Origin of the sequence: Flavobacterium sp. AG291 (assembly GCF_003350375.1) — a bacterium.
Classification (GTDB): Bacteria; Bacteroidota; Bacteroidia; order Flavobacteriales; family Flavobacteriaceae; genus Flavobacterium; species Flavobacterium suzhouense.
In genome coordinates this window covers 1-26,857 of record NZ_QQAR01000020.1, presented here as the reverse complement: position 1 = coordinate 26,857, position 26,857 = coordinate 1, and the positions used below count along the sequence as shown (strand labels likewise).

Sequence of the window (26,857 nt, the reverse complement as noted above, 5' to 3'; positions counted from 1 at the left end):
ATTTAATTAAAATGCTGCCTGTTCTAAAAGCACTTTTGGAAAACACAAATAATACTTGGTCACCGGCTTAGACAAGGCCTTTAAATTCAGTTGGTCAGAAGCCTCAACAACATCTTCAATTGTTCGGTCTTTCTTTAATATATGTATGGGCTCTCCTGTTTTATTATACGCCTGATTCTTAATCTTGCCTTTAAAAACAAAATATTCAGCTTCTTTTTCTGTAAGTCCGGAGATTTTTACAAATCTTTCTAGTAAATCTGAAACCTCTTCTTTACTAACTTTTTCAGATCGCATTCTTATTTTAAGCAGGTCACGGTTTATGATCATTTTGCTTAATTCACTTAAGACAAAATCGTCATTAAACTGCCATGATTTTACTGCACTAACAATATCAAAATCATCCAGATAAGAAAACTTATTAAGCACATCGTCATTAAAATCATCAAGTGTGACTTTATTTTTCATAAAGAACTGTAAAGGTTCACTTGCTGGCAATGTTATTCCTGACTGTGTTAACTCTTTGGCTCTCTTCAATATTTTAGTCATTATCAGCTCGGCAGCTACACTTGTTTTATGAAGATACGCCTGCCAATACATAAGCCTACGCGCCACAAGGAATTTTTCTACCGAATAAATACCTTTTTCTTCAATAACGAGCATATCATCCTTAACATCAAACATCTGGATTAGCCTTTCAGAATTGATATTACCTTCCGCAACACCCGAATAAAAACTGTCACGTTTAAGATAATCCATCCTATCCATGTCAAGCTGACTTGATATAAGCTGTAACATAAAGTGGCGATGATATTCTCCTTTAAAAATTTTTATAGCCAGTGTAAGCTTTCCATCAAAAATATCATTAAGCCTGTTCATGAACAATAATGATATAGCTTCATGATGAACACTTTCGGCAATACTGTGTTCCATTGCATGTGAAAAAGGACCATGACCTATATCATGTAACAAGATTGCTATATTTAGAGCTGTTTCTTCTTCCTCACTAATTTCAGTACCTTTAAATTTAAGCACCTGAATAGTTTTCTGCATAATATGCATGCATCCAAGTGCATGATGAAAGCGTGTATGATGAGCTCCAGGGTACACAAGATAAGACATTCCCATTTGAGAAATCCTGCGAAGTCTTTGAAAATAAGGATGCTGAATAAGGTCGTAAACCAACGGATTTGTTATCGTAATGAACCCATAGATAGGATCATTTAATATTTTAAGCTTATTTATTTCGCCCACAATTGCAAATTTTCACAAATATACTAATTAAGACAGTGGTTAAATCTACATTAGCTGTTTTTTAATAACACAGATATTGTCTAATTTTGTATTACCGCGTTAAACATTGGTTAATCATTATCGCCCATCATTCTGTATTAAAAGAGAATACCTATATTTATAGTTCTAACTTATCTCCAATGAAAAAATTACTATTTACAATAATTGCTTTTTTAGGATTTACTTTTCTTGCCAAAGCTCAGGAAGAAGAAGATAAAACACAAAGACAACCTACAGCTGTAACTCAGGCTCAGGTTGAAAAAGATGAAAAAATGGCTAAAGAAGAGCGGGAAAAACATGATAAAGAAAAGCAATCTGAAGCCGAAAAACAAAGACTAAAAGCGGAAGATAAAAACGCTACCAAAAAGAAGCTAAAAAAAACTTCAACACATCCTGGAAAACAATGATAACGTTATTTTTTGTTACTTAGGTTATTGAAGGAGAGCTCTGCAGATTTAAACCTGCAGGGCTTTTTTTGTACACAATAAATATTTAAAAAAAGATGTTTTGGAAAGCGACTATTTTTATTAATTTTTTAGGATTAATTTCCCTACTTTCTACTAACTTGCAGGATTAATTTAAGAACAAAACTATACTCATATTATGAATGAGATCAAGATACTTTGGGTTGACGATGAAATCGATATGCTAAAACCCCATATTCTTTTCCTTGAAAAGAAAAACTATAAGGTAACAACAGCTAATAACGGACAGGATGGGCTTGATCTTTTTGACCAGGAAAATTTTGATATTGTTTTCCTTGACGAAAACATGCCCGGACTCAGCGGTCTTGAAACCCTGACACTTATAAAAGAAAAAAAATCTTCTGTACCTGTAATCATGATTACCAAAAGTGAAGAAGAATATATAATGGAAGATGCGATTGGATCTAAAATTGCCGATTACCTTATTAAACCGGTAAACCCTAATCAGATTCTCCTTTCACTTAAGAAAAACCTGGATATTTCACGCCTTGTATCTTCTAAAACTACTTTAGATTACCAAAAGGAATTCCGTAAAATTGCCATGGATATGGGGATGGTCAACTCATGGGAAGAATGGATTGATATGTATAAAAGACTTATATTCTGGGAACTTGAGCTTGAAAATATAGAAGACCAAAGCATGATTGAGATTTTAGAATCTCAAAAAGTAGAGGCAAATTCACAGTTTGGCAAATTCATTGAGAAAAATTACGACGAGTGGTTTGAACCTAAAGCCGACAAACCGGTCCTTTCCCATAATCTTTTCAGAGAACTTGTAGTACCAGAACTAAAAAAGAAACAACCTATCTTTTTTGTGGTAATTGATAATCTTAGATATGATCAGTGGAAGTCTTTCGAAAGTGTTGTAAATAATCATTATAAGCTTGAGAAAGAGACTCCATTCTACTCAATCCTGCCAACAGCAACACAGTATGCACGTAATGCTATATTTTCCGGGTTGACACCTCTTGAAATGGAGAAGAAATATCCTCAGTATTGGAAAAATGACGTAGATGAAGGAGGAAAAAACCTTTATGAGGCAGAATTCCTTACCGAACAGCTTAAAAGATTGGGCATGTCGGGCTTAAAACAGGAATACTACAAAATCACCAATTTTAAAGATGGTAAAAAACTTGTAGATAATTTTAAAGGGCTTAAAGACAATGACCTTACAACGGTAGTTTATAATTTTGTTGATATGCTTTCTCACGCCAAAACCGAAATGGACGTGGTTAAAGAACTAGCTTCTAACGACAAAGCGTATCGTTCACTTACTTTGAGCTGGTTCCGCAATTCACCGTTACTGGAAATGATACAACAGGCACAGCAACTAGGCATGAAACTAATATTAACTACCGATCACGGAACTATAAACGTTAAAAATCCGAGTAAAGTAATTGGTGATAAGAACACCAGTCTTAACCTGCGTTATAAAACTGGTCGTAGCCTTACTTTTGAAGACAGGGATGTTTATCATGTAAAAGATCCTAAGTCGATTCATTTACCAACTATTAATATGAGTAGTTCGTTTATTTTTGCAAAGAATGATTATTTCCTTGCTTATGTAAACAATTATAATCATTATGTAAGTTATTACAGAAATACCTATCAGCATGGTGGTATATCACTTGAAGAGATGATTATTCCTTTCCTTGTTTTCAATCCTAAATAATCCCCCGTTTATATGGAAATTACATTTTCTTTAGAGGAAATAGATGCTGTTGCAGAAAAAGTCCTGTCACAAAATATTAAAAAAACAATATTGTTTCACGCCGCAATGGGTGTAGGTAAAACTACATTCATTAAGGCACTTGCAAGACAATTAGGTGTAAAGGATATGACTTCCAGCCCTACCTTCTCACTTGTAAACGAATATGAAACCAATTCAGGTGATATTCTTTATCATTTTGACTTATACCGTCTTAATAGTGAAGAAGAAGCCTATGACATGGGGCTGGATGAATATTTTTATTCAGGAAATCTTTGCCTGATAGAATGGCCTGAAAAAACGCCAAACTTAATACCTATTGAGCATACTTCCATTACAATGAAACAATTACCGGATGGCCGCCGTCATCTAACCGTAAAATAGTTAAATAACCTTCACTTTTTTTTGTACATTAGAGCAAATTATCCCAATCCGTACCCATGTCATTGTCACTAACACCTTTTACAAAACAGCAATTGTTGCCGCAGGAAGAGAAACTTGAAATTGAGCGCCAAAAGAGTGAACTTTTCATTGGTATCCCAAAAGAAACGTCGTATCAGGAACGCAGAATATGCCTTACTCCTGATGCAGTGAATGCCCTTACTGCCCATGGACATCGTGTAATGATTGAAGCCGGTGCGGGTTTGAGTTCAAGTTATAGTGATAAAGAATATAGTGAAGCCGGCGCGGAAATAACACAGGATATAAAAAAAGTATTTGGCTGTCCAGTTATCTTAAAGGTTGAACCACCTACAGTAGCTGAAATCGAAATGATGAATCCGCAAACACTCATCATTTCAGCGATACAGCTAAAAACCCAGAAAAAAGAATATTTTGAGGCATTAGCCTCTAAAAAGATAACAGCTCTTGCTTTTGAGTTTATTAAAGATGAAGATGGCTCCTACCCTGCTGTAAAATCGTTAAGTGAGATTGCCGGAACAGCATCAGTACTTATTGCTGCAGAATTGATGATCAATCAAAAAATTGGTAAAGGCCTGTTAATGGGCAATATAACAGGCGTACCACCAACTGAAGTTGTAATTATTGGCGCCGGTACAGTTGCTGAATTTGCAGCAAAAACTGCCTTAGGTCTTGGTGCAAGTGTAAAAGTGTTTGATAATTCAATTAACAAATTACGTAGACTTCAAAACAATCTTAACCAGCGTATATTTACCTCTACCATACAGGAAAAATCGTTACTAAAAGCCTTAATGCGATGCGATGTTGCTATTGGAGCTATGAAAGGTAAAAACCGTACACCGATAATTGTTAGTGAGACTATGGTTGAGCACATGAAAAAAGGTGCAGTTATAATTGATGTTTGTATTGATACGGGTGGTTGTTTTGAAACCTCTGAAGTAACAACGCACGAAAAACCCACATTTGTAAAAAACAACGTAATACACTATTGCGTACCAAATATTCCCTCACGTTATTCAAAAACAGCTTCAATATCCATTAGTAATATAATTAGTCCGTTTTTATTACAAATGGCCGAAGATGGAGGTATAGAAAGTTCAATACGCTGCAATGCAGGGCTTAAACATGGTATTTATTATTATCATGGGGTATTAACCAATCGTTCAATTGGCGAATGGTTTTCACTAAACTATAGGGACATCAACCTGTTTTTAATCTAATTCTGCTTTTTTGGAAACTTCTATATTATTACTTTTTGCAGGACTACTCATTGGTTTTATAGGTACACTTATAGGAGCTGGCGGAGGATTTATCCTTGTTCCATTATTATTAATATTCTATCCGGAATTTTCTCCTGAAGTTATTACGGCTATTTCGATGGCTGTTGTATGTGCCAATGCAATCTCAGGCTCAGTTGCCTATGCCAGATCAGGACGTATTGATTATAAAGCAGGAATTAAGTTTGCTTTATTTACCATTCCGGGTTCAATAGCGGGTGTAGCAATCATAGAATATATTAGTGGTAAGCTTTTCAATGCTCTGTTTGGAGTACTTATGCTCGCTCTTTCAGCTTACCTTATCTTAAAAAAAGAGTTGAAAAACGATATTCAGGTATCTGATTCAAATAACAAAAAACTAATTCATCATACTATCGTTGACAAATCAGGAGAAGTATATTCGTACAGCTACCGCGAACTTTACGGAAATCTCATAAGCATTATTGTAGGTTTCATATCGCCAATTTTAGGTATCGGAGGTGGTATAATACACGTTCCCGCAATGACGAACTGGCTTAAGTTTCCCGTACATATTGCAACAGCTACTTCACATTTTATATTAGCAGTAATGGCCACAGTAACTGTAGTAACACATATATTTAATGGTAGTTACGACGATCCAGTAGTTCTTAAAATGGTTATCTTTCTTGCATTAGGTGTAATTCCGGGAGCACAAATAGGAGCTTACTACTCGCATAAGCTAAAAAGCAAAACCATAATAAGAGCCTTAGCAGTTTGCCTGGGTTTGGTTGGCGTCCGAATTTTATTGCAAAGTATCAGATAAGATTTAATCCTGTTCTAAAAAAACAGAATCGGCATCAGGAAATACAAAATCATTCTCGGAAAAATCGAGTGTTTCTGCTTTAGGAGCATATTTTGTAATTTCTTCAATTCCTTTTTTAAGTCGTAATTCTGTAGAATACTTACGACTGGTAGCCAAAACAAGTCCTCCTTTTGAAAGCCTGAAAAAATACTTACCCGAAGTAGCGGTATTTTTTGTAAACGCAAAAAGCTCAACGTTGTCACGTATTGCAGCAATTATTAATTCGCAATCAGACTTTTGTTTACAGCTTATACTCGTAAAAATAGTTTTACCCTTTCTGGATGTAAAAACAAATTTATATTCTCCGTTAAAGCGTTTGCTGATTACAAACATCCCCATATTTCTCCTGCTTTTTTTACTTTGTTTATACTTCAAATCTAAGCAAAAACAGCTGTTTTAAAAATAAATTTGACATCAATAAACCAATAGTTATAAACATTCAGATATAATATGCTCATATCATCAGCATTACAAATTCTGTTGAATGTTTTAATTTTAAGTGAAATAAAACTTTGCTCAATGTTTTATACCTATCTTTACCAAATATTGGTTTTCTGCCAATGCTCACTCTGATAAGCAAATTTGTCCATCTTGTAAAATTTGTTCTCAATTACTCTTCAGTTTAGGCGTTTCAGCTGCCTTAATTTTAATTAAAACATTTTACATCATGAACATTTATGTAGGAAATTTCGGGTACGAAGCCTCAGAAGATCAGGTACGTAATATTTTTAGCACCTATGGAGAAGTAACAACTGTTAAACTGATTTCAGATCCGTTAACAGGTCGTCTAAAAGGATTTGGTTTTATAGAAATGCCTAATAATTCAGAAGCAGAAAAGGCAATAAATGAACTTAATAATTCTCGATTAGACGATCAGGTTATTACAGTTAACGAAGCACGTCCAAAAACTACTAACTTAAATTCTGGTACAAACAGAAGATATTAGCATTACAAGCTCAAAAATGGAATGGTTTTTTAAGCCATTCCTTTATTTTGAGCAATAGTGTGCAATTATCCAATACCATATAATTTAACTGTATTTAAATAATACAACATCAAATAAAATTCATACAATTATGGCTGACTCTTTTTTTAAAAAAGAAAATAATAAAAAAAAAATATTAGTAAAGAAGCAAAAAGCTCAAAAAAGACAAGAAAGGAAAACTAATAATAACAAAGGTAAAGGTTTTGACAGTATGATTATTTATGTTGATAAGAATGGCAATTTTACTGATACACCACCGGAAATAATTTTAAAACCTTAGATTAGATGTGAAATCTAATCTTTTTTTTACAAAGTATTATAGAATATTAACCAAAATGCATTGTACAGTATAAATGTATTTATATTTCAGTAATACTTTTAAAGTCTCTTAACTCCTTTTTTTTACTCTGTGTAACAAAAGATACTGACGAATTTTTCATTGATACTTTATTTTGCGTTTAATTAAAAAACAATAAAGTATGAACTGGATTTTGGAACCATGGCCGTGGTATATATCGGGCCCTTTGATCGCTACTACTATGGCAGCACTTTTGTTTGTTGGTAAAAACTTTGGAATGTCGTCTAACCTTCGTACTGTTTGTGCCGTTTTAGGAGCCGGTAGAAGTTGCGATTTCTTTGACTTTGACTGGAGAGGACAACGCTGGAATCTTTTTGTGATAGCGGGAGCTGTCATTGGAGGGTTTGTAGCTATGCATTACCTATCAGACAATCCTATACCTCAAATTAATCCTGAAGTAACCGCACAACTTAAACAAAAAGGTTTTGAAAGTGCAGGTAGCAGTTATCTCCCAAATGAATTATTTGGCAACCATGCTTTTTCATCAGTAAAAAACATTGTTCTATTGTTAGGAGGAGGTTTTTTAGTAGGATTTGGAGCCCGTTATGCCGGAGGATGCACTTCGGGACATGCAATATCAGGATTAAGTAATTTACAGCTACCATCATTAATAGCCGTCGCCGGTTTTTTTATTGGCGGCCTTATAATGGTACATGTTATATTTCCTTTCATATTTTAAATAACAATATTAATAATGAAAAATATTCTTTTTTTGATGATAGGTACTTTTTTTGGTATCGTAATGTTTAAATCAGAGGCTGCTTCATGGTTTCGTATCTATGAAATGTTCATGTTTAAATCTTTTCACATGTATGGAATAATAGGTTCAGCATTAATCCTGGGACTTATTATTACGCAAATCATAAAACGCTATCAGCTTAAATATATTGAAGGAAATGCAATAAGCTTTATTCCAAAAGAGAAAAGCTTTTCACGTTATATGTTTGGCGGAATCATTTTCGGTCTAGGCTGGGCACTTACAGGAGCTTGTCCCGGACCTATGTTTACGCTTTTAGGATCGGGATTTTTTCCGATGTTGATTGTAATTGCAGGAGCCATTGCAGGTACCTGGATATACGGCATTGTAAAAAATAAAATGCCGCATTAATTTGTACCTTTATAGTAATCTTTCAATTTATTCATGGAACAACAACTTAAAGAATCTTACGGTAATACATTTGAATCCGGATTAATAGACGAGATTGTGCATGTTGCCAGTCTTGTTGACTTTAAAGAAGATGATCATCTTATTGAGATTGGGCAATACATACGTCAAATGCCGTTACTCCTAAATGGTGCCATCAAAATCATACGGGAAGACCGTAAAGAAGGCGAGATTTTACTCTATTTTCTCGAAAAGGGCGACACCTGTGCCATGACTCTTGCCTGCTGCCTTGGAGAAACCAAAAGCGAAATAAGAGCAGTAGCCGAAAATAGAGGTACTGTAGCTATGATTCCAATAGGAAAAATGGAAGAGTGGCTGGGTAAATACAAAAGCTGGAGAAACTTTGTTTTTAGCAGTTATAATAAAAGACTCTCAGAAATGCTGTCGGCTATTGACAATCTTGCCTTCATGAAAATGGATGAACGTCTTCTTGGTTATCTGAAAGAAAAATCAAAAGTGAATAATTCTAAGATTATTGCCAACACTCATCAGGAAATTGCTTATGAACTTAATACATCTCGCGTAGTAATATCACGCCTGCTAAAAGCGCTTGAAAATGATGGTATAATCAAATTGAACAGAAATACCATAGTACTCTTAAAATAAATATACTGTGTAACTTTTGTTACTGCACAGCTTCTACAACTGCTATAATTTAGCCTGATATTACTAAAATTTAATCTTATGGATCTTTTAGCTATGTCAGGCTATTTTTTTGCTCTTTTGGTAGGTATTTCACTTGGGCTGGTAGGGAGCGGTGGCTCTATACTAACCGTGCCTATACTTGTATATCTGTTAGGCTTTGATGCCATTACAGCAACAGGCTACTCCCTATTCGTAGTTGGCTTAACCGCACTTGTAGGCGGTATCAGAAATATTTCAAAAGGGAACATCAATTTCAATATAGTTTTCCTTTTTGGCATCCCTTCTTTAATTACAGCTTATTTGGTAAGAGCATTACTTATACCGGTAATACCACACGTTATTATGGAAACTAAACACGTCATAATTACTAAAGAATTATTATTAATGCTCACCTTCGCAATAGTAATGCTTTTAGCTGCCACTAAAATGATCAGATCGAACATTAATGATGCTACAGCAACAAAAATTTCTAAGTTAAAGATAATCATTAGCGGCATAATAACGGGATTTTTGGCTGGTGCTGTGGGAGCCGGTGGCGGTTTCCTTATTATTCCCGCATTGGTTTTCCTTGCCGGATTACCAATGAAAAAAGCGGTTGGCACATCATTATTTATAATAGCCATACAGTCATTAGCAGGCTTTGCCGGAGATGGTTTTCAAAAAAGCATAGACTGGTCTTTCCTCCTACCCTTTACGTTAACAGCGATAACCGGAATTTTTATAGGCATACTTCTTTCCCGTAAAATTGAAGGTAAAAAACTAAAGAAAGGGTTTGGTTATTTTATATTGTTGATGGGAGCTTATATTATTAGTAAAGAGCTTTTTATAAAATAATGTTTATGTAACTTTTGTTACTGCACAGCCTAAACAGAGGCAGTAATTTTACTATAAATAAATATCGAAACACTTTTAATTTAAAAACTATAACTATGTATTTTCAACATGTATATGATAAATCACTTGCACAGGCTAGCTATTTTATAGGATGCCAGGCAAAAGGAGAAGCTATTGTAATAGACGCAAAACGAGATATTGACACCTATCTTGATATTGCAAAACAAAACAATATGAAGATCACTCATATTGCCGAAACACATATCCATGCCGATTTTCTTTCAGGATCGCGTGAGCTTGCAGCCGTAACTGGTGCAAAATTATACTTATCTGATGAAGGAGGTGAAGACTGGCAATATGAATTTAATCACGTAGGTTTAAAACATAAAGATATTATAACTGTCGGCAATCTAAAGTTAGAGGTATTACATACACCGGGCCATACTCCCGAAAGTATCAGCTTTTTACTTACAGACCATCCGGCTACCGATAGACCTGTTATGGTATTTACCGGAGACTTTGTTTTTGTGGGTGACATAGGGCGTCCCGACCTATTGGAAAAGGCTGCTGGATTTACCGGTACTCAAGAAAAAGGAGCAAAACAAATGTATGAGTCTATACAACGTTTTACTCAACTTCCCGAATATGTTCAGGTATGGCCGGGGCATGGTGCAGGTTCAGCATGCGGAAAAGCACTTGGCGCAGTCCCAAGTACAACTGTTGGTTACGAATTAATCAGAAACTGGGCCTTTCAATATGAAAATAATGAAAAGGGATTTGTTGATTACTTATTAGAAGGACAACCGGAGCCTCCAAAGTATTTCGCAATGATGAAGCATCTTAACAAAGTTGATCGTCCGTTACTGACTGAAGTACCTAAACATGAAAAACTAAGCAAAGAGGCATTTTTAGAAGCTTTTCAAAACGGAATGAAAATAATTGATACTCGTAATAAGGCTGATTTTGCAAAAGCCCATCTTGCCGGCAGTATTAATATTCAGGGAAATAATTCATTCGCTACCTGGTGCGGATGGTTTTTAGATTATGATGAAAAGTTTATACTGATAGCAGATGAAACCGAAATGAACGAACTTACCAGAAAACTAATGCGTATTGGACTTGATAATATATATGGCTTTATTGACGATATAACTTCACTAGAGTTAAATTCTGAAAGCAGTGAGGTTATAGATATTGAATCATTTAAAACCATGCTTAATGAAGATAATATCCATATTATAGACGTTCGTGGAGAAAATGAATACAAAGCAGGCCATATAAAAGGATCAGAAAATATTTTTGTAGGCAACCTGGAAGAAAATATTGGGAAGATTGATAAAAACAAACAAATCCTGATACACTGTCAAAGCGGAGATCGTGCGACAATTGCGCAGTCAATACTGGCACACAATGGAATAAAAGTTAAAAACTATTCAGGAGGAATGAAAGAATGGGTAGAAAAAGGAAATGAAATTGTTCAACTTAATTAAATAACATTGAAAAATCTCAATCAAAAAGAATGGGAACAGAAAGTCTCTTCTGACCCTAATGCGGTAATCATTGACGTAAGAACAAAACAGGAATGTAGCAATGGGATGCTTTTAAATGCGCAATGCATAGATATTTTTCAAAGAGATAATTTTAATTCTGAATTATCAAAAATGGATAAGAATAAAAATTATTATGTGTATTGCCGAAGCGGTCAGCGAAGCATTACGGCATGTCAGATTATGGATGATATGGGTTTCAATGAAACTAATAATTTATTAGGAGGCATAGCCGGATGGAAAGGTAAAATTGTTTAAAAGTTCAATGGTTTAAACAAGAAGTAATTTGAAAATGCCTTATTAAAAAAACATTGAAACAAAAATTTCAAATAAAAACTCCTTACAATGCTAAGGAGTTTTTTTATGATTATCAGAAATTCTATCAAATACATAAACAGGGCCACAATTACATTTTTTTCATTATTATGAATTATTAAATTCTAAATACAAAAGCTGTCAGTAAACACGATAAAACTTGTTGTAGCCTCATTTCTAAAGGTTATAAACTCAATTTGTCTACACCAATGTCTACACCTAATCCCCTTTAGAAAGTGACTGTCTGCATTAAATTTACATATTTGAATCAAACCTACATAAATATGAAATTCACTACAAAGAACAGCTTGAGCTCACTGGTTTTGGCGCTGGTGAGCTTTAATGCTCTCGCGCAAAACGATCTGAAATCCGAAAATGGGTATCAGATCTCTAAAAACAGTGGTGCGGTTTATTCGTTATCCAAATGGGATGCTTTTAAACCCAACTACAGTAAATCACCAATCGTCGACCCGCAACAAAAAGTACTGGCACAAACAGGAAGTAAACCTAAAGCTAAAAACACTACTTACTCTACTAATTATGAATTTTATGGAGGTGAAGCTTATAAAGGTAATAATGTTCCTTATGCTGCTATAACCGATGCATTCGGCAATACGTATATTACCGGAGGTAGTTCTAATGAAAACCAGCCTTCCGGTGATTTCTTTACTCAAAAGATAGGAGCAGATGGTACAGTCATTTGGCAGAAACGTGAACAGGCTCTTATGTATGCGGTAGAATATGGTATGAATATAGCGTTTGACAATTCAGGCAACATCGTAGTATCCGGATTGAAGTGGAACGGAAACGATATGGACATCCGTGTTATGAAGTATTCTCCTGAGGGAAACAAACTTTGGGAAACCACGTTTGACAACGGTAACGAAGGTATTGAAGTACCTAATGCCATGGTTATAGGAGTAGATGGCAGTGTTTACATTACAGGTATTACCTGGTCAGGAAATTCGGTTGACTACCTTACCCTAAAATACAACAGCAACGGTCAGGAACAATGGCACATTACTGAAAACCCTGCTAATAGTGAAACCTGGAACGAGGCTACTGCTATTGCTGTCGATGCTGATCAGAATGTAATCGTTACAGGTTACAGTCCTAATCCCGATGGTTGGCTAAATTACCATACTATAAAATATAATCTGGATGGTACAAAATTATGGGAGCAAGCTTATAATTATGAAAGCACTGACCCTGATAATATTGCTGACGTAACAAATTCTGTACCTCGTGCTATTACTACCGATGCTGATGGTAATATTTTTGTTACCGGTACATTTGATACCTTCCTTAACCGTATTGGTACTTTAAAATATGATAGTTCTGGAGCACAACAGTGGGTTCAAACTTATAAAAGCGGTACTGAGATAACCCTGGGTTGGAAAATTAGCGTAACAAACAATACTTTATATGTGGCAGGAAGTCATTTAGGTGGCTTTTCTGATGACGGTACAGTATTGCTGTCATATAATACCGACGGAACACAAAATTGGGTTCAAGAAACCACAGACCTAATAGAAACAGCAAATGCAACATTAGGTTTTGATACTACTGGAAATATAATAGTGTCCGCAAATGGTATGACTCCCGGAGCTGAAGAATGGGAACAAGACGTAGCTGCCCGTGCCTATAAATATTCGCCTGATGGCAATCTTTTAGGTCAGGCAGCTTTTGTTATATCTACTACAGATGGTACTGCAAGTATGACTGGCAGTGCCGGGACAGGAATTGACAGTAACGGCAACGTTTACTTCTCTGTCAACTCATTTTATAGTGAAAATGGTTCTGTTTTTGAAACAGTTAAATCAGGATTTGACACCACTAGTCCTGAAATCCAATGGAGTTCTATGTATAGCAATCTGGGTTCTCCTGCTGCATCAATGCTGAATGCTTTTGCTGATAGCAATGGTAATACTTTTTCTACCGGATCATACTATAATTTCACAGAGGGAATGCTTGTTCCTAATTACTTTATCGTTAAACATGATGCTGAAGGCAATATTTTATGGAATGTAGCATACAATGCCGCCAATGGCAATGCTGCTGATGGTATCATAGGCCGTACAGATGCTGATGGAAATGCTTATGTATGCCTTCTGCCAGGTTTTGAAGAATATCCGCCAGTACTAAAAGTTATTAAACTTTCTCCGGAAGGCACACAGTTATGGTCTTCTGAAATAGAACTTTACTCACCTGCCGTTCATGTATTAGAACCTCAAGCTGACGGATCTGTGTTTCTTGGCGGTACTGCCTATGAAACTGAAGACAGTCAGAATGCATCATTCCTTGGAATTAAAATTAATGCTCAGGGAACACAGGAATGGAAAACATTTATGCCTGGTATAAGTGGAAACAACATTTTTACAATAAATTCTGGAAAAGTAGATACCAACGACCGACTAATACTAACAGGTGCTCATGGAAGCGGTAACTTTATGTCACAAAACGTAAACCTTACTGTTGTTCAGTTTAATGCCGATGGTACTCCGGGTTGGATTACTCCTGTTGTAATTCAAGGTCAGTCTTCTTCAGGTACCGACTTATTTATATCAGCAGATAACAGTATCTATGTAAACGGTTATTCACAAAACACTGAAACGTATAACGAAGATATCCTGACCGCAAAAATAAACGCTACAGGTGAAATTTTGTGGAGTCAAACTTTTGGAGAAGAAGACAAAAAAGAACGTTCATATACACTTAAACCTTTCAGTAATGGTGATATTGCTGTTATAGGTTATAGTCTTGCAAATAGCGGTGACATACATAATGCCCTTATAAAATATAATTCTAACGGTGAAAAGCTTTGGGATTTCCAGTCAGAAAACATGCGTTATTATAATGATTTTCACATTGACGGATCTGATGTGTGTTATATAATGGATCAGATGATTGTAGATCCATTCCCTCATAAAATTTTCAGTTCTCCCTTCCCTACTGCAACACTTATTACTGTTGATGCTAATGGGCAAAACGATAATGAAGAATTTTTTGTAGGCCCTCAATACGCAGAGTTTTTTGGTGAAAGACTAATTCCACATTCTGACAACAGACTACTACTGGCTGGTAGTGTTGGTAATCAGGCATTTTATGAAGGTACTTATTTCTTTGAAACTGAGCATGACGGGACGCTTAGCTTACCGGATGGTTTAACACCAAACAAAGCGCTTAACCTACTTGGACAAAATTATCCTAACCCTGTAAAAGAAAAAACAACAATCCCTTTTACACTTGTTAACGGAGGCAAAGCCGCAATAAAGTTATACAACTTACAAGGAAGATTTGTAAAGGAAATCGCCAATGAAACTTATGCACCGGGTGCAAATACTATAGAATTCGAACCGAACGGCATTGCTCCTGGCATCTACTTTTACCAAATAGAGTCACAAGGTTTTAAACAGGCAAAAAAGATGGTTATCAAATAGCATAACAAAACAAGAAGTAAAGGCTCCGTCATAAAAACGGGGCCTTTTTATGTTATTTGCCTTTTAAAATCTAAATTTGGGGCATGCTGGATATAAAAAAAATAAAATGGATAAGAGTTATAGGCTTATGTTTTTTATTGCTTGTCTTAGCCTGCAATGAAAACAGCACTGATAAGCATATTCAAAAAGATCTGCCCGGAGAGAACAACACGGCAAAGCTTACGGACATGGGCAACGACCAATGGCGCATTGGTAACTATCAGGAAGCCCTTAGCTACTTTACACGTGCATATAAAATGGCCAAAGCTTCTAAGGATCAGAAAGAAACTGCAACCCTACTTAATAATCTTGGATTAGTTCAATGGCGACTGGAAAACAATACAGCCGCTATGGAATGCTATACTGAAGCAGCTGTTATGGCTGAAAAGAACGGCATGAAAAGGCTATTGGGCCTTACGCATACCAACCGTGCACTCATACTCAAAGAACAACGTGACTTTAAAGCTGCATTTGATCAAAATAATAAAGCCATTGATATTTTTAAAGAACTTGGAGAATCACGGGAACTGGCCATAGCCTACAACAATCAGGGACAGATATATCGATTTTCTGAGGCCTTCCCCCCTGCTTTAAAGTTTTACCTTCTATCTCTTGAAGAATGTAAAAAAATAAACTACCTTGAAGGTATGGCTACAGCCTACCAAAACCTGAGTACCGTATACGCTAAACAGGGTAATAAAGTAAAAGCTTTATGGGCAGGCCATAAATGTCTGAAATTAAGTTACGAGGTAAAAAGTAAAGTGCGCATCAGTGAAGGACTTCGGGAATTATCACGTAATTACGACCTTTTTAACGTTCAGGATTCGGCTCTTTACTATTATAAGAAACATTATGACGCTGAAAAGGAAATTATGGAGGCCAACCAAAGTAATCTTCTTTCACAATATCAGGCAAATTTGGGTATGGAGGTTAAAAACTTAAGAATAACAAACCTTCAGAATGAAAAAGAAATTGCCAATACCCGCTTTATGCTTATAGCGGTAAGCGTTATAATTGCATTACTAATTGCTGCTTTTTTTATTTACCGTTATCTATCAGTTATAAAATTCAGAAAAAGTCAATTAGAACTACAATTGCAAAATTCATTACAACTTATACAGATAAAAGAAGAAGAGCTTAAAACATACATTATAGATCTTACCAATAAAAACAACATTATTAACAGATTACAGTATCCTGAAAGGGAAATTACAGAGCCGGACTATGATATAAATAACCTTCTTGAACAAAAAATACTAACTGATGACGGTTGGGATAAGTTCAAACTACGATTTGAAGCCATTTATCCTGATTTTTTCAATAGAATAAGAGCGTCAGGCATTCCTGTTTCAGAAGCCGAAATAAGGGTATTGGTATTGATGCGATTACAGCTTAATGCTACTGATATGGCAAATGTATTGGGTATTTCACCACAAAGCGTAAGAGCATGTAAAATGAGGCTCAAAAAAAAGCTCATCACTAATGATTATGAAAGTGTTGAACAGTACTTACAATTTATTATTTCTTAAGAGAGAATTTTTACATCTTCTTTGACTTTATAACAGTGTAAATATCTTAAAAGAGCTAAAAAGACCGTAAATAGTAGTATTTACGGTCTTTTATTTGTGCCTATACATTCATCAAAAAGAGTATTTAAGATATGAATAAACAACGTTAAAAACGGAGAGATTAAACCGCATGCATACTCTCCATGAAAAAATATATTTTAAAAATATACCTTCCTTGATTTACATATTTAAGATTTAAGCTATACAAAGATTGTTTAAGGAATACTTTTTATACTTAAATAGTGAATTTTAAACTATATTTTTTCTTGATTTTTTATTTAACAATTAAAAATAAAGCACTTAATACCAACATATTAAAACTACTAAATCGTTGTAGCACACTTGATTTTAAATCCATCTTTTTTCAATGAGTTTTTAAAGATGTATTTTGGCTATATCCTTAATTAGCAACAACTTAAAAAATCCAAATTATGAATAATCAATTACCTAACATTTTCATCAAGAAGAAACATTTTTATCTTGTTTTTATTTTTTTAATACATTTAAGCATATATGCCCAACGTGGCTATTATGATGCACCTTATAAACGTTATGAGGCAAATTTGGGACAATTGTCTAATGGTGCTACAGTAACCTCAAAGTCTTATGTTCAGGCCGATCTTCAGTCTGAGGCTTCAGATCAGCAATGTGTAAATCTGTCAGCCACGAATGCTACAGTACAATGGACTATTACGGAAGCCGCTGAAGGCCTTGTAATACGTTATAGTGTACCTGACGGACAGTCAGCCACACTAGGTGTTTATAATGGAAATACAAAAATTACAACACTGACCCTTACCTCAACATGGTCTTGGGAATACCTTTGGAGCAACGGAAATCCCAACAATAACGGAATCACAAACCAAAACCCAAGAATGAGATTTGATGAAGTACGTTACAAACTACCGGCCAAGATACCTGTATCCGGAATTTTAAAACTAGTTAGGGAAACTGGAAACATTCATCTTGATTTTGCTGAGATGGAACCTGTACCTACAGCTATAACTGCTCCGTCGGGTTCAGTTACCTACACCGGAAACGGAAGTAATCTACAATCCTTTATTGATCAAAATGGTGGTAGTAAGATATATATTCCAAGTGGAGTATATAACGTTAGTACAGAGTTATATTTTGGCGTTAATAACACCTCATTAATAGGTGCGGGAATGTGGTATACTCAAATTAATTTTACTGCTACAAGCAGCGGTAACGGCGGATTAAGAGGCAATGCGACTAACATTTCTTTTTCTGATCTTTATTTAACTACTAATTCAACTTCAAGAAGTAATTCATATAAGGCTATAAATGGTGTGTTTACCTCAACATCAACAATAAAGAATATATGGGCAGAACATTTTGAATGTGGTGCATGGATTGCACAATATAATGTTGGCGGACCTGCAATTGCTGATGGTTTTACGCTCTCGCATTGCCGCTTCAGAAATAATTATGCTGATGGAATAAATCTTTGTAAGGGAACTTCAAACGCAATTGTAGAGCATTGCAATTTTAGAAATAATGGTGATGATGATCAGGCAATATGGCCCGCTAACGGTCAGGAATGTATTAATAATACTTTTAGGTACAATACATCCGAAAATTGTTGGAGAGCCTGTGGTTTAGCTATTTATGGAGGAAAAAACAACAAGGCCTATAATTTGATAATAAAAGACAATCTGGAAGCAGCTATCCGTGTAAGTAACAATTTTGACGGAGCACCATTTAGCAATGATGGCAGCCACGAAATACATGACATTACCATAACAGCATGTGGTACTTTTAATGACACCTACAATAATCCTGTAGCGGCAGTAGACATTTTTAGCGCAAGTAACGCCGGAACTCAGGTAAAAAATGTACAGCTCTATAACCTAGACATACTTGATTCCAGAAATGATGCTATTTCAATAAGCAAAAGATCAGGAGATGGAATTTATAATCTTAGCTTTAACAATATAACTATCAATGGCACAGGAAAAGAATTTCCTTATAATAATGCCTTAAACAGGGATTGGGGACGTGGATATTTTGTACTCATAGCAAGCGCGCCTAATGGGAATGCAACCTATTGTAATATGAATTACTCAAACAGAGGCGGTAATGCCACTACCAATGAAAATACAAGTGGAGCCGGTACATTTTCATGGTCAGCGGGTTCGGGCTGTTCGGGCACTTCAGTTGTTGCTGTCACAAGTGTTACTGTTACACCAACATCAGCTACACTAAATATTGGAGCAACCTTACAGTTAACACCAACAGTACTTCCTTCTAATGCAACGAATAAATCTGTTACTTATTCTTCTGGGAATACAGGAGTTGCCACTGTTAATACTTCAGGTCTGGTAACAGCCGTTTCCGCCGGAACAGCAACAATTACAGTAACAACCGTTGATGGCAATAAAACTACAAATTGTGCAATTACAGTTAATACCACTCCTTCGGGAAACTATTATACTATAAAAAACAGATGGACTAATAACTATTTGTACGATGCCGGAGCCAACGTTGGATATGGAGCAACCATTGCTAACAATAATTATAAATGGCAAAAAGTTGCCATAGATGCCACTTATTATGTCTTGCAAAATGTTGGTACTGGAGATATCATGAACATCGAAAACTTAACAGGATCTGTACAATGTACTGCCGGACCAACCACGTGGTGGAGCGCTCAATGGTCTAGCGAAAATGTTGATGGTACATGGGTAAGAATTAAAAACAGATGGCAGACAGGAAGTATGATACATATTGAAAACCTGAATGGTTCAGCTCAATATATAGGAGCTCAAAATAATTGGGAAAGTGCTCAATGGTTATTTGAGACAGCTATATCTGCCAGGATTGGCATGAGCAATGAAGATGAACAAATGGCAACAGAAAATAACTCTTTGATTACTATTTATCCGAATCCTTCAACCAACAATGAATTTTATATTTCGATGCCGGAATTACAATCAGACGATGTAGCTACAATAACAATTACCGATATAAATGGCAGACAGGTTTTAATCAACAGACTAAAAGGATCCGGAAAAATCAATCATAATTTTGCTTCGGGAATATACCTTGTGACAATAAGTTCAAATATTTTTAAGACATATAAAAAACTGATTGTTAAATAATAAAATAAAAATATTTAAACAAAAAATTTAATTTAAAAACAATCTAATAATGTTGCTATTAAGCCGATATTTGGAATATTTTAATTGTTAAGCGACAAAAACAAATTCCATTAATTTATAGAAATATAAAACCTGCAGGTTTAAAAACTTGCAGGTTTTTTAAATTTGCAGTTCATTGCAAATGATTAATGTGTGTGTCTGCGTTTTCGTTTACAAAGCAGAAATAATAAATTCGCTTCTCCTGTTCATTTGATGTTGTTCTTCGGTACATTCTACCCCATCACTACATCCATTAACCAGCTGGGTTTCTCCATAGCCTTTTCCGGTCAATCTATTCGGATTAATGCCATTTCTAACTAACCATTTAATTGTTGATTTAGCTCTCCTGTCGGATAGCTCCTCATTGTATTTAAAAGTCTGACGACTATCTGTATGAGAACGTATATCTAATTTCATATTTGGATATTGATTCAGTACATCAAGTATTTTTTCAAGATCTAATGCAGCTTCAGGACGAATATCAGACTTATCAAGATCAAAATAAATCATTTTAATACCAAAGCATTTACCCAGATCATCACCAATTGTTACAACACATTCTGATTTTTCAAGGGCTATAGGTAAATTGGTTCTTCCGTTTTCTTTCGGAATAGTTATACTAACTTCTTTCGTTGTATATTTTTCTTTTTCGGCTCTAACATTGTATATCATGCGGCACTCAACATTAAAAGTGTAAAATCCCTCCGGATCAGAGTATACGGTATCTACCAAATTAAATTTATTGTCATATAAGCTAAGTTTTGTATTAGGTAGCAGTTCACCCGTAGCCAGATCAGTTACATCACCAAATAATTCCTGTAAGCAGGTCAATTTTCTTGTTTCTAAAAACTTGTAAATATCGTCAGATCCTTTCCCTCCTTCTTTATTTGAAGAAAAGTATCCCCTCCTCGATTTAGTGTCAATTATATAGGCAAAATCATCGAAAGAAGAATTAACATCCGCTCCAATGTTTTGAATGTTAGAAACACCACTATCATCGATTTTCCCCATAAATACATCTAAACCTCCTAGACCCGGATGTCCGTCAGAAGCGAAGTAAATTTCATCTTCATCTGTTACGAAAGGAAATGTTTCTTTTCCCTCAGTATTTATTGTTGGCCCTAAATTTTCAGGAGATCCAAATTTGCCATCCTTATCTATTTTTACTTTGTATATATCAGATTGTCCTAATGTACCAGGCATATCGGAAGCAAAGTATAATGTTTTTTCATCCGGACTAAGTGCTGGGTGTGCCGAACTGTATGAATCGCTATTAAAAGGTAATTCAGTAATATTGTTCCATTTATCATCTTCCAGGGTTGATTTATATATTTTTACAAGAGTGGTTTTATTTGCATCTTTTCCTTTCTTACCTTCAATATAATTATTTCTGGTAAAGTAAACAGTTTTGCCATCTTTCGTAAAAACAGGTGTTGACTCATGAAATTTAGAATTTATTTTCGCACTGAACTTTTGAGGCTTGCCACTATTATAATCTTTGTCAATGTCAGATGAATATAAGTTTGTAAAATGCTGACCAGTCCATTTATGCTTACGCTGGCAAAAATTACCTGTATCTCTGGCTGTAGTATATACAATCTTATTTTGATAAAAAGCAGTTCCGTAATCCGAATATTTACTATTCATTCCTGCATCTTCAATTTTATAACGACCTGAATTTGCCTTAATTTCTTTATAATAATCCCTGGCGTTATTATACAACTTAGCTCTGGCATCATTCTTTGATTTTTCATAAAACAGATCGAGCATTTTATTTGATTGTTCAATTTCACCAATTGATTTTAAACATTGTGCATATCTATAATAGTATTCAGACTCAAGTTGTGCATTCATAGTAAAAAGCTCACCATACCATTTCGCAGCTTTGTCGAATTGCGAATTAAAATAAAAGGCATTTGCAAGTTTTTTAAACATATCTTCTGATCTATAACCTTTATTGGCTACTCTTTCATATGTTTTTATAGCATTGATATAGGCATAATTATCATACTTTTTATCCGCTGATGCTACTTTCTTTTCCTGAGAATAACTATTGGAAGAAAAAGCAACCGGTATTAGCATTAAAAGGAGAATATAATTTTTCATAATAAACATTTTAAAAGAAACGCGGAGTAGTCATATTTCCATTATTTTTAAAGATTTCAAAGCGCAGGAATATTTCATGCGAACCTGAATTATAGTTTCTCAAATTGGTTGTTTCCAAATCATATCCATAACCTATATTAAGAGATTCACTGATTTGAAATGCCGCCATAGCACTAAATGTAGCATCCCATCTATAGGCAGCACCAATTACAAACTTGTCTACTATTCTAAAATTAGCCGATACGTCTACCTGTAAAGGACTACCTTCTACCATTTTAATTAAAGTTGACGGTTTAAACTGTACATCCGGGCCTAAGTCAAACACATAACCTCCTATCAAATAATAATTTATTCTGCTTTTGTATATAGCAATGTCATTATCATTATAGAGATTAGTTTCTGCTAAATTTGGAACTGACAAGCCTACATAACCTTTATTGGAATGCAAATAAACCCCTGCTCCAAAATTTGGTTTGAATACATTATTAAAATTTTGGAATTGTGGGTCAGATTGTTCAACAGGGTTTAGTTTGTTAACATCAAGATTAAACAGATTTGCAGTAGCTTTAAAACCAAATGAAAGTTTTAAAGTTTCTGAAGGATGTATAGTATACGAAATATCTACAGAGAAATTGTTCTCATTAGTAGGTCCTATTTTATCGTTAACTAATGATACGCCTAACCCTAAGTTACTATTATTTAATGGGGTATTAACAGAAAAGCAACTAGTTTTAGGCGCACCATCCAGCCCTACCCATTGAGTACGGTATAAACCGAATATACTCAATGCTCCTCGTGAACCGGCATAAGCCGGGTTTATGTTTATGGTATTATACATATACTGTGTAAATTGTGCATTTTGTTGCCCATAACTCATTACAGATGCAAATACCAGGACGAAAAAATATATATTAGTTTTCATAATAGGTTTCGATTTAATTATTTTCCACCTCATTTTTTATCTTCGGAAATGTCTAATTTTTCTATAAAAGCAGATTTATTAAACATTTCCGAAGAAGAATTAGGAAAGATGCAGCTTACCTTGAAAGGAACAGGTAGCCACTTTTATTATGTGTCTGAATTGTACCGTTTCCATCTACTGATGAGTAGTTAAGGATGTAAAAGTAAGTTCCGGTAGGAAGTCCTTCTGCCTGACTAATTGTTGTTCTTCCTTTAGAAATACCTTCAAATGCATTTGTAGTGTTGTTATAGTTTCTGGTTTCGAACACCAGTATTCCCCAACGATTATATATTTCTACGGTGTTATCAGTATAACATGTTGTATTATCAATGTTATCAATAACAAACTTCTCATTAATATTATCGCCATTTGGAGAAAATGCATTATGTACCAATATAGGCTCACATTCAACTACTTTACAGTTTTCATTTACTCTCAGACTCATAAAAAGACTAGGGCAAATTTCAGCTAATTTTATATACTCAAACTCATATATACCAGCCTGCAGACCAAAAACATCAAGAAGGCCTCGATCTACATTCAGACTATTATTTGTACCTCTCCAGGTACCTCCTGCCGGTATATCATTAGGTAAAAAACTGTTTAAATCAACCTGTACAGTATCTTGGTTACATGCAGTACCACTAACCCTCTGAACATTGAGATCGCTCAATATAACTGTAATTGTCTGTACCAGAGTAGTAGTATTACCTGAACAATCAGAAAGTATAAACGTACGTGTTATGATGTAAGGATCATCTGCACATCCTACTCCTCCATTATCTTCATCAGTAACCGATATATCTACAGTATCACTACAATTGTCCATAACATTAGTCACTGCTGAAGGACTTGCATCTGGTATATCAGATACGTCTTGTAAATAAAGATCCTCAGGGGCAGTTCCTGTTGGAGGTGTAGTATCTCTAACTGTTATAGTTTGAGTATAAGAAGTAGTATTACCCGCACAGTCAGAGGCTATCCATTCACGAATCAAAGTATAATCTGATTTACATTCGGTGCTTATAATCGATTCGTTATAAGTTGCAGATACATTCTCTGAATTACAATTATCAGAAGTTACTAAAGTAGCCGGCACTGGAACTTCATCACATGATACCGTAATATCAGTTGGTAGATTTCCAATAAAAGTTGGTGATGTAATATCTTCAAGGGTAATTATCTGGGTAAATTCAACTGAAGAATTACCACATCCATCATTGGCTATCCAAGTATTGGTATAAGTGCCTGCATTGGTGCACGCGCCTGCTACAAATGAACCTGAGGTTTTGGTATAGGTGATTACTCCGCCACAATTGTCGGTAGCAACCGGAGCTTGTGACTGAGCGGCTACTAATCCTTCTGTATCACTGCATTCAAGAGTAACATTAAGGGCTACTGACTCTGTTGACCAAACAGGAACCTGAGTATCCTCAATAGTAATCACCTGAGTGAAGACCAAAGAGGTGTTATTACATCCATCGGCAGCAGTCCAGGTATTGATATAAGTACCTGAGTTATCACAGTCGCCTCGGGTAAATTCTCCAGAGGTTTTGGTGTAGGTAATTATACCACCACAATTGTCGGTCGCAACCGGAGCTTGTGCCTGAGCATTTGCTAGTCCTTCTGTATCACTACATTCAAGAGTAATATTTAAAGCCACTGACTCTGTGGACCAAACAGGAACCTGGGTATCTTCAATGGTAATTATCTGAGTAAAGATCTCTGATACATTACCACAGCCATCAGTAGCAACCCAGATATTGGTATAAGTACCTGAGTTATCACATTCGCCTCGGGTAAATTCTCCTGAACTTCTATTATAACTGACCGCACCGCCGCAATTATCAATAGCAACAGGTGATTGTGCCTGAGCAGTTGCAAGTCCTTCTGAATCGCTACATTGCAGCGTTATATTTAGAGATGATGCCTCTGTTGACCATACCGGAACCTGAGTATCCTCGATAGTAATTACCTGAGTAAATACTAAAGAGGTATTGTTACATCCATCGGTAGCGGTCCAGGTATTGGTATAAGTTCCTGAGTTATCACAGTCACCTCGGGTAAACTCTCCTGAGGTTTTGGTATAAGCGATTGCTCCTCCACAATTATCTGTAGCAATCGGAGCTTGTGCCTGAGCAGTTGACAAGCCTTCTGTATCACTGCATTGCAGTGTTACATTTAGAGATGATGCTGTGGTACCCCACACAGGAACCTGGGTATCTTCAATAGTAATCACCTGAGTAAATACTAAAGAGGTGTTGTTACATCCATCGGTAGCAGTCCAGGTATTGGTGTAAGTACCTGAGTTATCACACGCTCCTGCTACAAAAGAACCTGAGGTTTTGGTATAGGTGATTACTCCTCCACAGTTATCTGTAGCAACCGGAGCCTGTGACTGAGCATTTGACAAGCCTTCTGAGTCGCTACATTCGAGAGTAACATTTAAAGCTACTGACTCTGTTGACCATAACGGAATCTGGGTATCTTCAATAGTAATCACCTGAGTGAAGATCTCTGATACATTACCACAGCCATCAGTAGCAACCCAGGTATTGGTATAAGTACCTGAGTTATCACACGCTCCTGCTACAAAAGAACCTGAGGTTTTGGTATAGGTGATTACTCCTCCACAGTTATCTGTTGCGACAGGAGCTTGTGACTGAGCATTGGCCAATCCCTCTGAGTCGCTACATTGCAACGTTACATTAAGCGCTACTGACTCTGTTGACCAAACAGGAACCTGGGTGTCCTCAATGGTGATAATCTGGGTAAATATTTCTGATACGTTACCGCAAACATCAGTAGCAATCCAGGTATTGGTATAAGTACCTGAATTGGCGCAAGAATCTGCTACAAAAGAACCTGAGATTTTGATGTAGGTAATTGTACCGCCACAATTATCGGTAGCTACCGGAGCTTGTGACTGAGCGTTTGCTAGTCCTTCTGTATCACTGCATTCAAGAGTAACATTAAGGGCTACTGATTCTGTTGACCAAACAGGAACCTGAGTATCTTCTATAGTAATTACCTGAGTGAAGACCAAAGAGGTGTTGTTACATCCATCAGTAGCAACCCAGGTATTGGTATAAGTACCTGAGTTGGCGCACGGTCCTGCTATAAAAGACCCTGAGGTTTTGGTATAGATGATTACTCCGCCGCAGTTGTCGGTAGCTACCGGGGCTTGCGACTGAGCGTTTGCCAGTCCTTCTGTATCGCTGCATTCAAGAGTAACATTAAGGGCTACTGACTCTGTTGACCATAACGGAATCTGGGTATCTTCAATAGTAATCACCTGAGTGAAGATCTCTGATACATTACCACAGCCATCAGTAGCAACCCAGGTATTGGTATAAGTACCTGAGTTATCACAGTCGCCTCGGGTAAATTCTCCTGAACTTCTATTATAACTGACCGCACCGCCGCAATTATCAATAGCAACAGGTGATTGTGCCTGAGCAGTTGCAAGTCCTTCTGAATCGCTACATTGCAGCGTTATATTTAGAGATGATGCCTCTGTTGACCAAATAGGAGCTTGGGTATCCTCTATTGTAATTATCTGAGTAAATACTGATGAAGCATTTCTACGTAAATCCAAAGCAACCCAGGTATTGGTATAAGTTCCCGAGTTTTCACATTCACTTTGAACAAATGTTCCTGAGGTCTTGGTAAAACTAACAGCACCACCGCAATTATCAACTGCTTCAGGTTCATATAGCTGTGCAGCTGC

Annotated in this window: 21 protein-coding genes; 16 read left to right on the top strand and 5 right to left on the bottom strand. The window is 35.8% G+C overall.

All coding sequences use genetic code 11. The features are described 5' to 3' along the window. Nucleotides 1-6: 6 nt before the first annotated feature. Nucleotides 7-1,251 carry an HD domain-containing protein gene (locus tag DEU42_RS16660; protein ID WP_114759465.1) on the bottom strand — a complete coding sequence of 415 codons (1,245 nt, stop codon included), beginning with the start codon at nucleotides 1,249-1,251 and terminating at the stop codon, nucleotides 7-9. A 179-nt stretch (nucleotides 1,252-1,430) separates the two neighbouring features. Between DEU42_RS16660 and DEU42_RS16655 the strand changes: the two genes are divergently transcribed. From DEU42_RS16655 to DEU42_RS16635, 5 genes are all read left to right on the top strand, one after another. Further along, complete coding sequence (locus DEU42_RS16655) at nucleotides 1,431-1,697, top strand: hypothetical protein (protein ID WP_114759464.1); 267 nt, start codon at nucleotides 1,431-1,433, stop codon at nucleotides 1,695-1,697. Nucleotides 1,698-1,893: 196 nt separating this feature from the next. Then, the gene (locus DEU42_RS16650) at nucleotides 1,894-3,447 is read left to right on the top strand and encodes a bifunctional response regulator/alkaline phosphatase family protein (RefSeq protein ID WP_114759463.1); all 1,554 of its coding nucleotides are present in this window, start codon (nucleotides 1,894-1,896) and stop codon (nucleotides 3,445-3,447) included. Between the two features lie 12 nt (nucleotides 3,448-3,459). Then, nucleotides 3,460-3,867, top strand: coding sequence for a tRNA (adenosine(37)-N6)-threonylcarbamoyltransferase complex ATPase subunit type 1 TsaE (tsaE, locus tag DEU42_RS16645; protein WP_114759462.1), 408 nt, complete (start codon nucleotides 3,460-3,462; stop codon nucleotides 3,865-3,867). A gap of 56 nt (nucleotides 3,868-3,923) precedes the next feature. Beyond that, nucleotides 3,924-5,123 (top strand): alanine dehydrogenase, encoded by a 1,200-nt coding sequence (locus DEU42_RS16640; RefSeq protein WP_199509108.1) that lies wholly within the window; start codon nucleotides 3,924-3,926, stop codon nucleotides 5,121-5,123. 10 nt (nucleotides 5,124-5,133) lie between these two features. Further along, nucleotides 5,134-5,964 (top strand): sulfite exporter TauE/SafE family protein, encoded by an 831-nt coding sequence (locus DEU42_RS16635; protein WP_114759461.1) that lies wholly within the window; start codon nucleotides 5,134-5,136, stop codon nucleotides 5,962-5,964. Nucleotides 5,965-5,967: 3 nt separating this feature from the next. Here the strand turns inward: DEU42_RS16635 and DEU42_RS16630 are convergent, their stop codons facing one another. Beyond that, complete coding sequence (locus DEU42_RS16630) at nucleotides 5,968-6,342, bottom strand: YegP family protein (protein WP_114759460.1); 375 nt, start codon at nucleotides 6,340-6,342, stop codon at nucleotides 5,968-5,970. Between the two features lie 328 nt (nucleotides 6,343-6,670). Here DEU42_RS16630 and DEU42_RS16625 point away from each other — a divergent pair, with 328 nt between their 5' ends. From DEU42_RS16625 to DEU42_RS16575, 11 genes are all read left to right on the top strand, one after another. Beyond that, nucleotides 6,671-6,949: an RNA recognition motif domain-containing protein gene (locus DEU42_RS16625; protein ID WP_114759459.1), complete on the top strand. Its 279-nt coding sequence runs from the start codon at nucleotides 6,671-6,673 to the stop codon at nucleotides 6,947-6,949. Between the two features lie 130 nt (nucleotides 6,950-7,079). Continuing rightward, nucleotides 7,080-7,268 (top strand): hypothetical protein, encoded by a 189-nt coding sequence (locus DEU42_RS16620; RefSeq protein WP_114759458.1) that lies wholly within the window; start codon nucleotides 7,080-7,082, stop codon nucleotides 7,266-7,268. Between the two features lie 199 nt (nucleotides 7,269-7,467). Then, nucleotides 7,468-8,025 (top strand): YeeE/YedE family protein, encoded by a 558-nt coding sequence (locus DEU42_RS16615; protein WP_114759457.1) that lies wholly within the window; start codon nucleotides 7,468-7,470, stop codon nucleotides 8,023-8,025. Nucleotides 8,026-8,040: 15 nt separating this feature from the next. After that, nucleotides 8,041-8,454, top strand: a complete 414-nt coding sequence (locus tag DEU42_RS16610; protein WP_114759456.1) for a DUF6691 family protein — start codon at nucleotides 8,041-8,043, stop codon at nucleotides 8,452-8,454. A gap of 33 nt (nucleotides 8,455-8,487) precedes the next feature. Continuing rightward, nucleotides 8,488-9,117 carry a Crp/Fnr family transcriptional regulator gene (locus tag DEU42_RS16605; RefSeq protein ID WP_114759455.1) on the top strand — a complete coding sequence of 210 codons (630 nt, stop codon included), beginning with the start codon at nucleotides 8,488-8,490 and terminating at the stop codon, nucleotides 9,115-9,117. 78 nt (nucleotides 9,118-9,195) lie between these two features. Continuing rightward, nucleotides 9,196-9,990 (top strand): sulfite exporter TauE/SafE family protein, encoded by a 795-nt coding sequence (locus tag DEU42_RS16600; RefSeq protein ID WP_114759454.1) that lies wholly within the window; start codon nucleotides 9,196-9,198, stop codon nucleotides 9,988-9,990. A 95-nt stretch (nucleotides 9,991-10,085) separates the two neighbouring features. Next, complete coding sequence (locus tag DEU42_RS16595) at nucleotides 10,086-11,480, top strand: MBL fold metallo-hydrolase (RefSeq protein ID WP_114759453.1); 1,395 nt, start codon at nucleotides 10,086-10,088, stop codon at nucleotides 11,478-11,480. Between the two features lie 6 nt (nucleotides 11,481-11,486). Further along, the gene (locus DEU42_RS16590) at nucleotides 11,487-11,795 is read left to right on the top strand and encodes a rhodanese-like domain-containing protein (protein ID WP_114759452.1); all 309 of its coding nucleotides are present in this window, start codon (nucleotides 11,487-11,489) and stop codon (nucleotides 11,793-11,795) included. Nucleotides 11,796-12,136: 341 nt separating this feature from the next. Next, nucleotides 12,137-15,292 (top strand): T9SS type A sorting domain-containing protein, encoded by a 3,156-nt coding sequence (locus DEU42_RS16585; protein ID WP_114759451.1) that lies wholly within the window; start codon nucleotides 12,137-12,139, stop codon nucleotides 15,290-15,292. Nucleotides 15,293-15,375: 83 nt separating this feature from the next. Next, complete coding sequence (locus DEU42_RS16580) at nucleotides 15,376-16,860, top strand: tetratricopeptide repeat protein (protein ID WP_114759450.1); 1,485 nt, start codon at nucleotides 15,376-15,378, stop codon at nucleotides 16,858-16,860. Between the two features lie 470 nt (nucleotides 16,861-17,330). Continuing rightward, the gene (locus tag DEU42_RS16575; RefSeq protein ID WP_114759449.1) at nucleotides 17,331-20,021 is read left to right on the top strand and encodes an Ig-like domain-containing protein; all 2,691 of its coding nucleotides are present in this window, start codon (nucleotides 17,331-17,333) and stop codon (nucleotides 20,019-20,021) included. A gap of 210 nt (nucleotides 20,022-20,231) precedes the next feature. Here DEU42_RS16575 and DEU42_RS16570 read toward each other — a convergent pair whose 3' ends face one another. The 3 genes from DEU42_RS16570 to DEU42_RS16560 form a co-directional block, all read right to left on the bottom strand. Beyond that, complete coding sequence (locus tag DEU42_RS16570) at nucleotides 20,232-22,166, bottom strand: OmpA family protein (RefSeq protein WP_114759511.1); 1,935 nt, start codon at nucleotides 22,164-22,166, stop codon at nucleotides 20,232-20,234. A 10-nt stretch (nucleotides 22,167-22,176) separates the two neighbouring features. Beyond that, on the bottom strand, nucleotides 22,177-23,088 hold the full coding sequence (locus DEU42_RS16565) for a type IX secretion system membrane protein PorP/SprF (protein WP_114759510.1): 912 nt from the start codon (nucleotides 23,086-23,088) through the stop codon (nucleotides 22,177-22,179). A 115-nt stretch (nucleotides 23,089-23,203) separates the two neighbouring features. Next, the coding region (locus DEU42_RS16560) for a gliding motility-associated C-terminal domain-containing protein (RefSeq protein ID WP_147278148.1) at nucleotides 23,204-26,857 on the bottom strand (3,654 nt) is incomplete at its 5' end.